The sequence below is a fragment of the Pantoea endophytica genome (genome assembly GCF_002858935.1).
Classification (GTDB): Bacteria; Pseudomonadota; Gammaproteobacteria; order Enterobacterales; family Enterobacteriaceae; genus Pantoea; species Pantoea leporis.
The window spans coordinates 362,866-378,320 of sequence record NZ_PJRT01000009.1 but is presented as its reverse complement, the minus strand read 5'-3'; the positions used below and the strand labels follow the sequence as shown (position 1 = coordinate 378,320).

The window sequence follows — 15,455 nt, the reverse complement described above, 5'->3', positions numbered from 1 at the left end:
TAAAAGAAGTGTGACAGTAGTTTGTGGTTTGTGTTCGAAAACAAAAAGGGCACAGCTAAGCTGTGCCCCAAAAGGATTAATTACGCGGAGCGCGGTCGCTGCCACGTAACAGGCCGGATGCGCCTTCAGAGTAATCACGCGGCATCTGCACCGGCGCCTGATCGTTATCCGCTTCGGCTTCCGTTAACTGGTAGGCAAACGGATTTTTCTCGCCGGGCAGATTTGGCAGCAGGTCGTTAGACCCTTTCGCCATGTGCTGATACAGCTGGCGGTAATCATGCGCCATATTGTCCAGCAGCTCGGCGCTGCGGGCGAAGTGGTTGGTGAGCTCCTCGCGGTAATCCGCCAGCTCAGCCTTCGATTTTTCCAGTTCATACTGCATGCTACGCTGCTCACGCAGCTTCTTGTTGCCAAAACGCATGACGACTGCGCCGACAATAATGCCAATCACTAAACCAATCAGCCCGTATTCCCAGGTCATAATGACTCCCGTGTAATTTCCGTTGTTTCGTAGGGCATTGCTTCTGTTGCAACATCAACTTCAATAGCAGCCACTATACCCAATAATCTATTGGAAGTGGAACTATCGGGCTGCATCGCTTAGTGTAGAGCGGCCTAATTTTCGTCAACCGACCCGTGAATCGGACTTTTTCAGGGATTCTGAGAGAACCATGCAAACCTCATCTCCGCTTGCACGCTACGAGCAGGCGCTGTCGCAGGGCGAATTTCGCCCGGATGACGTACAACGAGAAGCGATTACCCGCTTAGATACCATCCAGCAAGGATTGATTGCCCGCCAGCAACAGGTTGAACCGGCTGCCAAAGGTCTGTTGGGCCGCTTGTCTAAGATAATGAATAAAGAGAAAAGCACCCGCGAAGCGCCAGTGCGCGGCCTGTATATGTGGGGCGGTGTGGGACGCGGTAAAACCTGGGTGATGGATCTGTTTTTTCAGTCAATTCCTGGTGATCGTAAGCTGCGCCTGCATTTCCACCGCTTTATGCTGCGTGTCCATCAGGAACTGACGCAGCTGCAAGGCCACAGCGATCCGCTGCTAATTGTCGCCGATCGCTTTAAAGCGGAAACCGACATTCTCTGTTTCGATGAGTTTTTTGTCTCGGATATCACCGACGCCATGCTGCTGGGCACGCTGATGGAGGCGCTGTTTGCGCGCGGCATCTCGCTGGTAGCCACCTCGAACATTCCGCCGGATGAGCTCTATCGCAACGGCCTGCAGCGCCCGCGTTTCCTGCCAGCCATCGAACAAATCAAGCGTCATTGTGAAGTGATGAATGTGGACGCGGGTATCGATTACCGCTTGCGCACACTAACGTCGGCGCATTTGTGGAACTTCCCGCTCAACGATGCCACGCATAGCGAAATGGAGCGCATGTTCCGCGCGCTTTCCGGCAAAGCGCGTGAAGACGCGCCGGTGCTGGAAATCAACCATCGCCAGATGCCCACGCTGGGCGTGCATGAAGGCGTGCTGGCGATCAATTTCCTGACGCTGTGCGGCGAAGGGCGCAGTCAGCACGACTATATTGAGCTCTCGCGCCGTTTTCACAGCGTCTTGCTGTATGATGTGCCGGTGATGATTTATAAGAGCGAAGATCAGGCGCGCCGCTTCCTTGCGTTGGTCGATGAGTTCTACGAACGCCACGTGAAACTGGTTGTCGCGGCTGAAACATCACTGTTTGAAATTTATCAGGGCACACGCTTGAAGTTTGAGTATCAGCGCTGCTTGTCGCGTTTGCAGGAGATGCAGAGCGAAGAGTATTTGCGTCTGCCGCATCTGCCCTGATGACGTGGCATAAATCGTAGGTTTTAGATGCAAAAAGGTTCGATCTTTGAGTTCGACTTCTCTATAATCTTGCGACCCCACGTTACAGCATCGGTTTTCTTTCCCAAGAACTCGATGTGATCCGGTAACTCACTTGAAGGGGTGGCTTGCTGGGCAAAATGGTCGTGTGAGCCTCAATCGTTTACTTAGCGTTTGGGATTTCACCAACGTGTAACTTTTTATTTGGGTAAGCTTTTCAATGAAAACTTTTACAGCTAAACCAGAAACCGTACAGCGTGACTGGTATGTTGTTGACGCAACGGGCAAAACCTTGGGTCGCCTGGCGACTGAACTGGCGCGCCGTCTGCGTGGTAAGCACAAAGCGGAATACACTCCGCACGTTGATACCGGTGATTACATCATCGTTCTGAACGCAGAAAAAGTTGCTGTAACCGGCAACAAGCGTACTGATAAGATTTACTATCACCACACTGGCCACATCGGTGGTATCAAGCAAGCGACCTTTGCAGAGATGATCGAGCGCCGTCCTGAGCGTGTGATTGAAATCGCGGTTAAAGGCATGCTGCCGAAAGGCCCACTGGGTCGTGCTATGTACCGTAAACTGAAAGTTTACGCAGGCAACGAGCACAACCACGCGGCGCAGCAACCGCAAGTTCTTGACATTTAATCGGGATTATAGGCAATGGCTGAAACTCAAAACTACGGCACTGGTCGCCGCAAAAGCTCTGCCGCTCGCGTCTTCATCAAGCCGGGTAGCGGTAACATCGTAATTAACCAGCGCTCTTTGGAGCAGTACTTCGGTCGCGAGACTGCACGCATGGTCGTGCGTCAGCCGCTGGAGCTGGTTGATATGGTTGGTAAATTTGACCTGTACATCACCGTTAAAGGTGGTGGTATTTCTGGTCAGGCTGGTGCGATCCGTCACGGTATCACACGCGCTCTGATGGAGTACGACGAGTCTCTGCGTTCTGAACTGCGTAAAGCGGGCTTCGTTACCCGTGATGCGCGTGAAGTTGAACGTAAGAAAGTCGGCCTGCGTAAAGCACGTCGTCGTCCGCAGTTCTCCAAGCGTTAATTGTTTGCTGCTTCGGCAGCGGCAGTTGGCTCAAAAAACCCGCTTCGGCGGGTTTTTTATTGCCTGCATTAATGATTTTTTCCCACGAAAAACGCGAGCTTTACCCGCATTTTGCCCGCAAATCATCACGCCCGCCCCACAAGCTGCTTAAAATCTGGTAAACTCACTGTCACTTTGCGCCTGCAAGACGCAGCGTTGTGCATGTCGTTCCTGTCCGGAAGACCGGTCGATGCTCCTGACGCTGACGGTAGGCGAATCTGATGAGCCGGTGAGTCGCCGCGTGGTTGGCTATTCGCAGTATCTTTTTGTGAACAAACTTGGAGGTTTTCATGGCTGTCGCTGCCAACAAACGTTCGGTAATGACGCTGTTTTCTGGTCCGACTGACATTTTCAGCCATCAGGTACGTATCGTACTGGCTGAGAAGGGCGTCAGCGTGGAGATCGAGCAGGTTGAAACGGATAACCTGCCGCAGGATCTGATTGACCTCAACCCGTATCGCACCGTACCGACGCTGGTCGACCGTGAACTGACGCTGTATGAATCACGCATCATCATGGAATACCTCGATGAGCGTTTCCCGCATCCACCGCTGATGCCGGTTTACCCGGTAGCGCGCGGTGAAAGCCGTCTGATGATGCACCGCATTGAGCAGGATTGGTACAGCCTGATGCGCACCATCGAAACCGCCAACGGTGCCGAAGCCGATGCAGCGCGCAAGCAACTGCGCGAAGAGCTGCTGGCGATTGCACCACTGTTCGCACGCACACCGTTCTTCATGAGCGAAGAGTTCAGCCTGGTGGATTGCTATCTGGCGCCGCTGCTGTGGCGTCTGCCGCAGATGGGCGTTGACCTGTCTGGTGCCGGTTCTAAAGAGCTGAAAGGCTATATGACGCGTGTGTTTGAACGTGACTCTTTCCTTGCGTCACTGACGGAAGCAGAACGTGAAATGCGCCTGCAAGCTCGGGGCTAATGTATGGAAATGTCGCAACTAACGGCGCGTCGTCCTTACCTGTTGCGGGCGTTCTACGACTGGTTGCTGGATAACCAGTTGACGCCGCATTTGGTGGTCGATATCAATCTGCCAGGTGTGCAGGTGCCGCTGGAATATGCGCGTGATGGACAGATCGTTCTGAACATCGCGCCGCGTGCGGTAGGCAATCTTGACCTCGCCAATGATGAAGTGCGTTTCAACGCGCGTTTCGGTGGCGTCCCGCGTCAGGTTTCTGTGCCGATGGCTGCAGTTCTGGCGATTTATGCCCGAGAAAACGGCGCTGGCACCATGTTCGAGCCGGAACCGGCTTATGAGCTGGCGACGGACGAGCAGGAAGGTAGCGGTCAGGAAGAGACAATGATGTCTGTGATTGATGGCGATCGTCCGGATGATGCGACTGATGACGATCACTCGCCAGATGATGAGCCTCCGCCGCGTGGCGGACGACCTTCACTGCGTGTGGTGAAGTAAAACGTGCAATAAAAAACGGGCCGATTGGCCCGTTTTTTTTATGCCTGCGCGTCTTAGTAGACGTCGCGCAGGTAGCGTTTATCTTTCTTCAGCTGATCAACGTAAGCCGCCGCGCGCTCGCTGGACAAGCCACCGAACTGACGAACCACTTCATACAGCGCCGCATCAACGTCTTTTGCCATGCGAGATGCGTCGCCACACACGTAGAAGTAAGCGCCATCCTGCAGCCAGGCGTAAAGCTCAGCGCCTTTCTCCAGCATGCGGTTCTGCACGTAAATCTTCTCTTCCTGATCGCGCGAGAAGGCCAGATCCAGATTAGTCAGCAGACCTTTCTCCTGCCATGCCTGCAACTCTTCTTCGTAGATGTAATCGTGTGCCTGATGCTGGTCACCGAAGAACAACCAGTTTTTACCTTCTGCGCCCGTTGCCTGACGTTCCTGCAGGAAGGCGCGGAACGGTGCGATACCGGTGCCTGGCCCAACCATGATCAGCGGCGCATTGCCGTTTGACGGTACACGGAACGCTTTGTTTGGTGAGATGAAGATCGCCGGCTTTTCGCCGCGACGTACACGTTCAGCCAGATAAGTTGAGCACACGCCTTTACGCTCGCGGCCGCTGCTGTGATAGCGCACGGAAGCAATGGTCAGATGTACCTGATTTGGGTGGGCTTTCGAGCTCGACGAGATGGAGTAAGCGCGATGCTGTAACGGACGCAGCATGGCAACGAATTCCGGCACCGACAGGCTTCGCGTCAACTCGAGCTGCAGCAGATCCAGCGTGTCTTTGCCCCACAGCCAAACGGCAAGGGTATCTTTATCGTCGTGCTGCAGGACGTGACGCAGTTCCTGGTTGGTGGTGTGCTGGCCAACCCACTCAATCAGTTTGCGTGATGGCTCGGAAATTTCGAACTGATAAGTCAGCAGATCGCCGAGGTTGCGATCAAAGCTGGGAACTGGCGTTTCGTAATCTGCTTTCAGCTGAGTCAGCAGCAGTGAAACCAGTGCTGCGTCATTCACCGGGATCACACCCAGCGCATCGCCCGCTTCATATTTCAAACCGCTGTCGGTGAGATCAAACTCGAAGTGACGAATATCTTTCGCCGACTCTTCTGCCGAAAGACGCTTGTTAGTCACCAACGCAGCCGCATATGGGTTTTGCTTATTGCTGCCCGGAATGACCGGCGCTTCTGGCGCGCTTTCTAATGCTGTACCGCTGCTGCCTGCACTGGCGGCGAATTGCGGCATCGCCGTACCAATCCACGCGCTGGATGGCTCTTCGAAGTCGATATCGCAGTCGATACGATCGGCGACGCGTTTTGCACCGAGCTGCTCAAGACGCATATCGATGAATTTACCTGCCTGGCAGAAACCGTCGTAGCCGGTGTCGCCAATCGCCAATACCGCAAAGTGCATCTGCTCCAGACGCGGCGCGGTGCTGGCTGAAATCGCGTTCCAGAACAGCTGGGCGTTGTCCGGCATTTCGCCTTCGCCGTAGGTCGAGGTGACGATCAGCACGTGACGCATGGTAGCGAACACATCCAGATCCACTTCGCCCAGCGCTTGAACCACCGGCACCAAACCTTTGGCGCGTGCGGCTTTAGCGGCCGTTTGCGACAGCGCTTCAGCGTTGCCGGTCTGTGAACCGAACAGGATGTGCAGCTGCGTATTGGTGCTGGCACCTGCAGCCGGTGCGCTCTGCTTGTCTTCTAATACCAGCAGGCGCGAATGGAGGCCAGCGAGGAAGCCCGCCAGCCAGTATTTCTGCTCACCGTTAAACGGTGCATCTTCAGGAATGTAAGGAATTTTCATCGGTAAGGCTCAATCCTGTTCAAAATTTTATCCCTGTCATACTTCAGGTTGCAGAGGCGTTTGCCGCCTTTCTGCACCATGAAGTATTGAGGGAGAGGTCAAAATTACACTTGTTCATTGGCGCTGTAATCAGGAAAGTTTCCCGACCGCAGCAGCGATTTCTGGCAAGGCAGCACGCGCAAACAGCTCTTCAAAATCAGGTAGATGACCAAGCACTTCACGGTTGCAGGCATCCTGATAGATGATCCAGCCGTAAGTCGCCAGGCTGTCCATCGAGCGAATGTTGCGCTGCGTTAATGCCGCTTTGTAATCTGACATTCGTTTCGCGGCGATCAGGCTTGCCAGCTCGTCATCGCTGTAACTCTCAATCGCCGAGCGTGCATGACGTTGCAGCTTGCTGATGAGCGTGAAATCTTCGGTCATCAGAAGATTACGTACCGCTTTTTCTACTGCTGGATCTTCCACCGCCGTGCCTTTCGGCAGCTTGCCCAGCGCCAGCTGCTGCGCGAGGCTGAGAACGGTGTAATTGTTCAGCAGAACAAACATCTCCAGCGTATCGGTCGCGCCATAAGCCGGAACTGCGCCGTTGGCAATGGTTTTACCGTCACGCCACGCTGATTTGAACTTCGCAACCTGATGCGCAGCCAGCGAGGTTGACAGCTCTTCAAGCAGGTCTTTACGTGATTTGGCTTTCAGGATCTCGGTGCCATCCTGATACAGCAGCAGTGAACGCGGCATCACATAAACAAAGTGGTGGCACTCGGTTTCCCAGTTATCCAGCAGCCAGGCCGCGCGTGGCGATTGGGTTGCTTCCAGATGCCAGTTCAGCATGGTCAGCACCGCTTGTTTGTGCACCTGCGCCATTTCATCTTCATCGGCGATAGAGCCAAACAGCACCGAATCACCTGCTGCGTGGGCTGCCAGCGATCCATACGGATCGTACTGGTAAGCGAAACCGCCGCTCATGCCGTTGCCAAAGCCTTTACCAAAGGTGCCAAGGTTGAGGATGGCGCCGTTGGTCATGTATTCGCAGCAGAAGTCACCAACGCCTTCCACTACCGCGGTTGCGCCGGAGTTACGCACGGCGAAGCGGTCACCCGCCTGGCCCTGAACGAACAGACGGCCGCCGGTGGCGCCAAACAGCGCGAAGTTACCGATCAACACGTTGCCATCGCTATCCTGTGCGCCGCCGCCTGGTGACATCACCACCAACTCGCCGCCGCACTGGCCTTTGCCGACACCGTCGTTACAGGTGCCGTAATGCTTCATCTGCATGCCGTCGTTGCAGAACGCGCCGAACGACTGGCCGGCAGAACCGCTGGTGTTAATCAGCACGGTGGCTGGCGCCAGATAGTGACGACCGCGATCGTCTTTCAGCACCGCTGGCAATGCAGCCAGCTGCTCTGTCGAGAGTTCATGGTTCAGCATGCGTTCGATATCGATCGCCAGCTGACCACCGACGCTTTTGTTACGGTTGTTCAGCGTGATGCCCGCGCCCAGCGCGATTTCACGGCTTGCCGCGCCAACCAGCTGCGTTTTCAGCTCGCTGACCCAGCCATCATCCAGCTCAAAGTCTTTTTCCAGATACACCGGCTTGGCAATTTTCTGCTCTGGCACCACGGTCAACATCGCACGCAGATCCAGTTTGCCGACTTCCAGCGGGTGATCCATCAAGTGCAGCAGATCCGAACGGCCACGCGCTTCACGCAGAGAACGCAGACCGAGGCGGGCGAGGAACTCACGCACTTCCTGCGCCACGTTGATGAAGTACTGCGCCAGCTGACGCGGATCACCATCAAAGGCTTCGGCGTTGGTGGTTAAACCGGCCGGGCATTTGACGTTACAGTTTTTCGCCATCACGCATTTCAGCATCATCAGCGCGGTGGTGCCGAACTCGAAGCTATCGCCGCCGAGCAGGGCAGATTTGATCACATCGCTGCCGGTTTGCTGCGCGCCGGAGCAGCGCAGCTGCACTTTGTCGCGCAGGCCGTTGGCACACAGCGCCTGATGCACTTCAGCGATGCCGATTTCCGCGACGCGGCCGGTATATTTCAGGCTGGTAACGGACGCTGCGCCGGTGCCGCCGGTGTTACCTGCGACGTTAATGACATCCGCGCCGGCTTTCGCCACGCCGACGGCGATGGTGCCGATACCTTCAGATGAAACCAGTTTGACGATGACACGCACGCGCGCGGCTTTACAGTCGTGGATCAGCTGCGCCAAATCCTCGATGGAGTAAGTGTCGTGGTGCGGCGGCGGTGAAACCAGCTCAACGCCCGGCGTACCGCCACGCGCTGCGGCAATCTCAACGGTCACTTTTGGTGCCGGCAGCTGGCCGCCTTCACCGGGCTTCGCGCCCTGACCGATTTTGATCTCCAGCTCTTCCAGCATTGGATCAGCAAGATAAGCCGCCCACACGCCGAAACGCCCGGATGCCAACTGCTTGATACGTGACGCGCGGATGGTGCCGTGACGAGAATAGTGCTCGCCACCTTCACCACAGTTACTCATGCCGCCAACCATGTTAGTACCGTGCGCGACAGCTTCGTGCGCCGGCGCAACCAACGCACCGTGGCTCATCGCACCGGAAGCAAAGGTACGCGTGATTTCGTGGGCTGGCTGAATCTCTTCCAGCGGCAGCGATGGCAGCGCGGTGAAGATCAGCGACAGATAATCGGCTGCTTTGCCGTAAGCGGTGATGTGCAGCACGCCATCCGCTACGTTGCTGCTTTCGATATCGTCGGTGAAACGGGTTTTCAGTGCCCGTGCCAGCGCTTCCAGGCGCTCGCTTTCTGGTTTCAGGCCAGCAATTGCATCGATCAGACGCAGCTCGAACTGGTTCAGGCTGCCGTTCACTGCTTCACATTTCAGGCCACGCGTAGCGAAGCCGTTGTTCACCAGCGAGTAGCGGCCCAGTTTGCGGCCGAATTCGGCTTCGCTGTCCACGTGGGTCAGATCGCACGGCAGCGCAAGGATGTCACGTAGCGCCGCAGGACGGCGTTTACGCTCGGCATGCATCAGGCTGGAGAACTGACGATAATCTGGCGTGATGGCAAAGCTGTCGATCACATCATTTGGGATGCGCTCGAAGCTGCTGTCTTTAAAGGCTTCCGCTTTGATGTTGAACGCATTATCCAGTTTGGCCAGCGTCATCAAACGAATAAAGTTGTCCTCTTCGCGCTCTTTGTTAGCAAAGCGAATCGGTTGTTCCGTCATATCAATGAAGGTACGCACCGCGATGGTGCCGTATGAGTGGCCCGCGCCTTCAGCACGCTCTTTGAACAGGCCGAGCAACGGCACTTCCGCTTCGCCCTGAATTTTTAATGCGCTTTGATGCCAGTCTACCGCCATCTGGGCGATCGCCGGGAAGCCCGCGCCGCCAACCGGCGTTTTGATATTCGGGAAATACTTTTTCAATACCGGATCGTCGGTATTCAGGAAGTTCGGCTCGAAGAACTCGCCGCAGCTGTAGCTCTCAACGGTACACAGGCCGACTTTACCCATGGTTTTCATCAGCGCTTTTTCGGCTGCTTTGGCATAGCGTTTAAAGGCTTTATTGCCTTCTTCGCCTTCACCGAATTTCTCTTCCGCACGCATCTGCACGCCGAGTGGGTAAACGGCAGAAGCACCGAAGCCCAGCGTCGCCGCGATATGGTGTGAAGAGATGCTTTGACCACTTTCGACCACCAGCGAAACATCCAGACGCAGACCTTCCTGCACCAGACGTTGGTTGATCGCCGACACCATCAGCAGCATCGGGATTGATGCGTGAGTTGAAGAGATATGACGATCGGTGATCACCGCGATGCCGCCTTGCTGGCGTGCGAAATCCACTACCTGCTGGGCTAAGTCATCAATGGCTTTTTCCAGCGCGTTGGCGTTGGCCGCACGGCTGACGATATCTTTGCCGACCACCGGCTCATACAGCATCTCGAAACGCGCATAAGGAGCGACGGTTTGCTCGCGCAGGCGCAGCATGTCGAGGTGCGTCAGGATTGGCGTCGGAACAATGATTTGCTGACCTTTGCTGCGGCCGAGATGCGGCTTCGCACCCAGCGCCACACGCAGCGTCATGCCGTCCGCTTCACGAATGGAGTCGAGCGGCGGGTTGGTAACCTGGGCAAATCGTTGTGAGAAGTAGTGCGCCATGCCGCCTTCGTGGTCAGACAGGCCGTTGATGGCGTTGCCGTAACCCATGGCTGAGATCTTCTCAGCGCCGGTTTGCAGCATCGGATCCATCATGAATTTGAAGCTTTCCTGGTTGTAGTAGTAGGCGACAAAACGTTGATAGGTTTTGAGGTCACCACGATAACGCAGCGGCGAGCCGAGCTGCTCTGCCTGAATTTCTGGCAGGTCGGCGAGATCGATACGCGCTTTGCTCAGGAGTGACAGATAATCTTTTTCAGCGGCCAGTTTTTCCAGCGCTTCAACCGTGGTGTAAGAGCGTTTCTCTTTGTGATCGTAATAGAGCATGCCGCCCGCTTCGATACGGCCACGACGCAGCACGCTTTCCGGTGGGAAGGCGATCTGGCCCGCTTCAGACATCGCTCCGATGTACTCCGCGGTTTCAACGGAACGCAGCGGACGCAGACCGAGGCGGTCAAGTCGCGCGCCGATCACTTCACCGTTACCGAAGATAAGCGCAGCTGGGCCATCGTTCTTCTCTTCATATAAAGAGAAGTACTCGAGCATGGCGCGCACTTCGTTCGAGAGCGAGGTATCGTTCTCCCACGCTGGCGGCATCATCGAAACTACTGCGTTGATCAGATCGAGGTTATCTTCCATCAAACGGCTATGGATGCTCTGGTCGAGACGCGAACTGTCGGACTGACCTTTTGGACGCACGATTTTTTTACCGCGCGCCAGCATCAGTGCCGCTTCGGCAATGCGGTTTTTACGATCGGTGTTCAGCTCGCCGTTGTGCGCCATTAAGCGGAATGGCTGCGCCATGGTGGTATGCGGATCGGTGTTGGTCGAGAAACGGGTGTGGAAGAACAGCCCGCGCACCTGATGATCGGCATCGGTCAAATCTTTGAAGTAAGGAATCACTTCGTTGGAGTTCAGACGCGCTTTAAATACCTGCGTGCGCGAAGAGAGCGACAGCGGATAGAGGCCGCCGAATTCGCTTTCGGTAAAGGCGCGCGCTTCGATATCCAGCAGCGCGCGATAAATCTGGCGCTCGAATTCGAGTTGTTCAGTCACTTCCTGCGGCGCGGCAAAAATCCACTGCACAATCGGCAGCTGGAATTGCAGGGCGGCCGGGCGCGTCACGCTGCCGTCCAGCGGCATATCGCGTTTCACTAATACCGGGAAGTTATGCGCCGCCAGCGTTTCTTCAACCAGACGCTCAGCATTTGCACGCAGCTCTGCGTCTTTTGGTACAAAGAAGTTACCGACGCCAAAACGGCCGGCTTCCAGCGCCAGACCGGTGACCTTGCGGAAGAAGTTCAGGGAGAGATCGACGTTCACACCCGCGCCATCGCCCACGCCTTCGGCAGACATGCCGCCTCGGTGCGGAACCGTGCACAGCGCGCTATGGGCCATCCGCAGAATCTCATGAGTCTGCTCGCCGTCCTTACGGGTAATGAAACCTACACCACAGCTGTCACTGCCAGCTGATGGGTCATACAAACCATAGGGATTCGGTTTTTGCGTGGACATTGAGAGTCTCCTTAAACTTCTTTTGACATTACCTGCATTATTTCGTGTACCGCAGCGTGACAATGTAAGCCAGCGCGGCGGTATCAATTCTTGTGCCGCTCAGTAAAGAGCAGGCGTCGCAGCACCGAGCAAGGGCTCTCAAGACACTGTTGTCACGTCCTTAATGAGCTGCTCTTTTTATTCCGGTCTCTTTCGGGAGATAGCTTGCATCCAGAGGGAGGCTTCTTGCTGCATAGATATGCCGAGACACAGGCCCACCAGGAAAGCTTCCAGTGGAATTCCAACTTATCGGGAAAGCGAACTCAGGTCAAATAGCCAGCTTTGATGCGGGTAATAGGCTTTCTTGTCACTTAATTAAATGATTAATAAGAATTTATTGCGTAAATTTATGTCAATATCCCGCTGCGCATTCCCCCAGGAAGTGTGAGCCGTCTCACTGTGACCCAGCCCTCTAATATCCAAACAATGCTGGCAGAAAGGGTTATAACAGCATTTAATGCTGTTAGGGGCAGTTGATACACAGCATGTATCTGTTTTTCTTATGGCGTCATATTTGAATCAAAATGGCGCTGCCATTAGTAAAATTAATCACGCAAAGCATGCGTAGAAAGTCATTTAAATTGAATGGGTATGCAATAAAGAGGTGCAACCATCAGGATGAATGGCTGCCAGGGTGCTGATTAGCACCGGATGTTGAGGAAAGGTTCGCAAAAGCGCGGCCCTCCAGATTATTCAGTTGGCAGAATTAGTCAAGCGCTTTGCGCATATAGAAGGGAACGTCGGCGAAATCACGCTGCGATGCACCATTACAGGGCATAACCTGCGCGATATGGCCGGGTGAAGCGGGGCAGCGCAGCGATAATTACGCTATCATGAGCCAGATTTCGTTCAGGGAGCTCGTAATGAAACAGATTCGTCTTTTAGCGCAGTACTACGTTGATTTGATGGTCAAACTCGGCCTGGTACGCTTTTCGCTGCTGTTAGCCTCAGCGCTGGTGGTGCTGGCGATGGTGGTACAGATGGCCGTCACCATGGTATTGCGTGGGCATGTGGAGAGCATCGACGTCGTCCGCTCCATCTTCTTCGGTCTGTTGATTACGCCCTGGGCCGTCTATTTCCTCTCAGTGGTGGTCGATCAGCTGGAAGAGTCGCGCCAGCGCCTGTCGAAACTGGTGGATAAGCTGGAAGAGATGCGTACGCGCGATCTCGAGCTGAACCAGCAGATGAAAGAGACCATCACCCAGCTTAATCAGGAAATTAACGACCGTATTAAAGCCGAGCAGGCGCGCGAGCAGGTGATGGATAAGCTGCGCGAAGAGATGGCACGACGCGAGCAGGCGCAAATTGAGCTGGAACAGCAATCCTCCTTCCTGCGCTCCTTCCTTGATGCGTCACCGGATTTGGTGTTCTACCGCAACATTGATAAGCAGTTCTCCGGCTGTAATCGCGCCATGGAACTGCTAACCGGCATGAGTGAAAAGCAGCTGATTGGCCTGACACCACGCGATATCTATGATGATGAAGCCGCCACCAAAGTGCTGGAAACCGATGAGAAGGTGTTCCGCCACAATGTGTCGCTAACCTACGAACAGTGGCTGCAATATCCCGACGGGCGCAAAGCCTGTTTCGAAATCCGTAAAGTGCCCTATTACGACCGTGTCGGAAAACGCAGTGGCCTGATGGGCTTTGGCCGCGACATTACCGAGCGTAAGCGCTATCAGGACGCGCTGGAGAACGCCAGCCGTGAGAAGACTACCTTTATTTCGACTATCAGCCATGAGCTGCGTACGCCGCTGAATGGCATCGTCGGACTGAGCCGCATCCTGCTGGATACCGATCTCAATCAGGAGCAGCTGAAGTACCTCAAAACCATCCACGTGTCGGCCATCACGCTGGGCAACATCTTCAATGATGTAATTGAAGTGGACAAAATCGAACGCCGCAAAGTGCAGCTGGATAATCAGCCGCTGGATTTCACCGGTTTCCTCGCCGATCTGGAAAACCTCTCCGGTCTGCTGGCGCAGCCAAAAGGGCTGAAATTTGTCATGGCGCCGGAGCTGCCGCTGCCCCATAAAATTTCGGCGGATGGCACGCGTCTGCGTCAGATTCTGTGGAACCTGATCGGCAATGCCGTGAAATTTACTCAGCAGGGCGAGATTGTGGTGCGCGTTGCCTATCGTCAGGATGAAACGCTGCACTTTGAAGTGCAGGATTCCGGCATGGGCATTCCGCAGGAAGAGCAGGATAAGATCTTCGCCATGTATTACCAGGTGAAAGATCAGCACGGCGGCAAGCCGGCAACGGGCACCGGCATCGGTTTAGCGGTCTCGCGTCGTTTAGCCCAAGCGATGGGCGGCGATATCAGCGTGAGTAGCGTCGCGGGGCAGGGTTCCTGCTTCACCGTGGAGATCAACGCGCCACGCGTCGCTGAGGAAGTGGAAGACGACAATCTGGATGACAGTATGCCGTTGCCGGCGCTGCACGTATTACTGGTGGAAGATATTGAACTCAACGTGATTGTTGCGCGTTCGGTACTGGAGAAGCTGGGTTGCAGCGTCGAAGTCGCGATGACCGGTACGGACGCGCTGGCGATGTTTGATCCGCAGGAGTTCGATCTGGTGCTGCTCGATATTCAGCTTCCGGATATGACGGGCCTCGACGTGTCACGTGCCATCCATCAGCGTCACGCAGATGTGGCGCTGCCGCCGCTGGTGGCATTGACCGCCAATGTGCTGAAAGACAAAAAAGAGTATCTCGATGCCGGCATGGATGATGTGTTGAGCAAACCGCTTGCTGTGCCAGCGCTTACGGCGGTGATCAAGAAGTTCTGGGATTATCAGCCGGAGCTGGAAGAGATCGCCACCGAATCATCAGACGCGCAGTCGCGCACGCTGCTAGATGTGGCGATGCTGGAGCAATACATTGAACTGGTTGGCCCTGGATTGATTACCCAAAGCCTGACCATGTTTGAGCAGATGATGCCGGGCTATCTCGAGGTGCTGGATTCCAACATGATGGCGCGCGATCAAAAAGGCATTGCTGAAGAAGGGCACAAGATCAAAGGTGCGGCAGGTTCGGTTGGCTTACTGCATATACAGCAGTTGGCGAAGCAGATTCAGTCGCCGGAATTGCCAGCGTGGTGGGACAACGTGCAAGAGTGGGTCGATGAGTTAAAACAAGAGTGGCTGAAAGACGTGAACGTGTTACGTGAATGGGTAGCGGAGCGGGAAAAATTACAGGACGTTAGAAAAAAATGACCCCAGTCGAAACTGGGGTGCGCGAATACTGCGCCAACACCAGGGAAATGGGCATTGCTGCTATTATTAGAAATCGAATAAGAAAGCAGCAATTCGGTATTGGTTAACGCTTCCAAATCACCTTAACAAATTCGCCAATGCCTGCGACAAGATTCATTAAATTGTGTGATGTTGAGCAGCGATTAAATACAGAAAACATTAATTTGCTGACACAGTCAAGCAAGGAATTAATTTCTTTGCCATATTGCACCTTTTTTGACCAATTGTTCTGCTTTTTGCCTGGTTTTGCTTCAGTCGTTAGCAGGAAAAGCCTGACACGAGCATGGAAAATGTGATTCTGACAAAAAATTGAAGTTAAGTTAGATTAACGTGCTGATATTGATGAATAAAGT

At 54.7% G+C, this 15,455-nt stretch carries 9 protein-coding genes; 6 read left to right on the top strand and 3 right to left on the bottom strand.

Translation table 11 applies throughout. The features are described 5' to 3' along the window. Nucleotides 1-76 precede the first annotated feature (76 nt). Entirely contained in the window at nucleotides 77-481 is a 405-nt protein-coding gene (gene zapG, locus PZBJ_RS09670; RefSeq protein WP_064737767.1) for a Z-ring associated protein ZapG, read from the bottom strand. A gap of 190 nt (nucleotides 482-671) precedes the next feature. On the opposite strand from zapG, the gene zapE reads away from it, so the two are divergent. The 5 genes from zapE (at nucleotide 672) to sspB (ending at nucleotide 4,337) form a co-directional block, all read left to right on the top strand. Then, nucleotides 672-1,799 carry a cell division protein ZapE gene (gene zapE, locus PZBJ_RS09665; RefSeq protein ID WP_101762290.1) on the top strand — a complete coding sequence of 376 codons (1,128 nt, stop codon included), beginning with the start codon at nucleotides 672-674 and terminating at the stop codon, nucleotides 1,797-1,799. A gap of 238 nt (nucleotides 1,800-2,037) precedes the next feature. Continuing rightward, nucleotides 2,038-2,466 carry a 50S ribosomal protein L13 gene (gene rplM / locus PZBJ_RS09660; protein ID WP_007886599.1) on the top strand — a complete coding sequence of 143 codons (429 nt, stop codon included), beginning with the start codon at nucleotides 2,038-2,040 and terminating at the stop codon, nucleotides 2,464-2,466. Nucleotides 2,467-2,481: 15 nt separating this feature from the next. Next, a complete protein-coding gene (gene rpsI / locus PZBJ_RS09655; RefSeq protein WP_007886600.1) occupies nucleotides 2,482-2,874 on the top strand; it encodes a 30S ribosomal protein S9 in 393 nt (130 codons plus the stop codon). A 329-nt stretch (nucleotides 2,875-3,203) separates the two neighbouring features. Next, nucleotides 3,204-3,845 carry a stringent starvation protein SspA gene (gene sspA / locus PZBJ_RS09650; RefSeq protein WP_008104394.1) on the top strand — a complete coding sequence of 214 codons (642 nt, stop codon included), beginning with the start codon at nucleotides 3,204-3,206 and terminating at the stop codon, nucleotides 3,843-3,845. Nucleotides 3,846-3,848: 3 nt separating this feature from the next. Further along, nucleotides 3,849-4,337, top strand: a complete 489-nt coding sequence (gene sspB, locus PZBJ_RS09645) for a ClpXP protease specificity-enhancing factor (RefSeq protein ID WP_064737765.1) — start codon at nucleotides 3,849-3,851, stop codon at nucleotides 4,335-4,337. Nucleotides 4,338-4,390: 53 nt separating this feature from the next. Here the strand turns inward: sspB and PZBJ_RS09640 are convergent, their stop codons facing one another. Both PZBJ_RS09640 and PZBJ_RS09635 read right to left on the bottom strand, forming a co-directional pair. After that, nucleotides 4,391-6,145 (bottom strand): sulfite reductase subunit alpha, encoded by a 1,755-nt coding sequence (locus PZBJ_RS09640; protein WP_101762289.1) that lies wholly within the window; start codon nucleotides 6,143-6,145, stop codon nucleotides 4,391-4,393. A 129-nt stretch (nucleotides 6,146-6,274) separates the two neighbouring features. Next, on the bottom strand, nucleotides 6,275-11,806 hold the full coding sequence (locus PZBJ_RS09635; RefSeq protein ID WP_101762288.1) for a glutamate synthase-related protein: 5,532 nt from the start codon (nucleotides 11,804-11,806) through the stop codon (nucleotides 6,275-6,277). A 902-nt stretch (nucleotides 11,807-12,708) separates the two neighbouring features. Between PZBJ_RS09635 and arcB the strand changes: the two genes are divergently transcribed. Next, a complete protein-coding gene (gene arcB, locus PZBJ_RS09630; protein ID WP_101762287.1) occupies nucleotides 12,709-15,063 on the top strand; it encodes an aerobic respiration two-component sensor histidine kinase ArcB in 2,355 nt (784 codons plus the stop codon). Nucleotides 15,064-15,455: the final 392 nt, after the last annotated feature.

Bases quoted from the DNA above. Each gene is read 5' to 3' on its own strand.
- sspB (WP_064737765.1), top strand. From the start codon at position 3,849: ATGGAAATGTCGCAACTAACGGCGCGTCGTCCTTACCTGTTGCGGGCG.
- sspA (WP_008104394.1), top strand. From the start codon at position 3,204: ATGGCTGTCGCTGCCAACAAACGTTCGGTAATGACGCTGTTTTCTGGT.
- zapG (WP_064737767.1), bottom strand. From the start codon at position 481: ATGACCTGGGAATACGGGCTGATTGGTTTAGTGATTGGCATTATTGTC.
- PZBJ_RS09640 (WP_101762289.1), bottom strand. From the start codon at position 6,145: ATGAAAATTCCTTACATTCCTGAAGATGCACCGTTTAACGGTGAGCAG.
- zapE (WP_101762290.1), top strand. From the start codon at position 672: ATGCAAACCTCATCTCCGCTTGCACGCTACGAGCAGGCGCTGTCGCAG.
- PZBJ_RS09635 (WP_101762288.1), bottom strand. From the start codon at position 11,806: ATGTCCACGCAAAAACCGAATCCCTATGGTTTGTATGACCCATCAGCT.
- arcB (WP_101762287.1), top strand. From the start codon at position 12,709: ATGAAACAGATTCGTCTTTTAGCGCAGTACTACGTTGATTTGATGGTC.
- rpsI (WP_007886600.1), top strand. From the start codon at position 2,482: ATGGCTGAAACTCAAAACTACGGCACTGGTCGCCGCAAAAGCTCTGCC.
- rplM (WP_007886599.1), top strand. From the start codon at position 2,038: ATGAAAACTTTTACAGCTAAACCAGAAACCGTACAGCGTGACTGGTAT.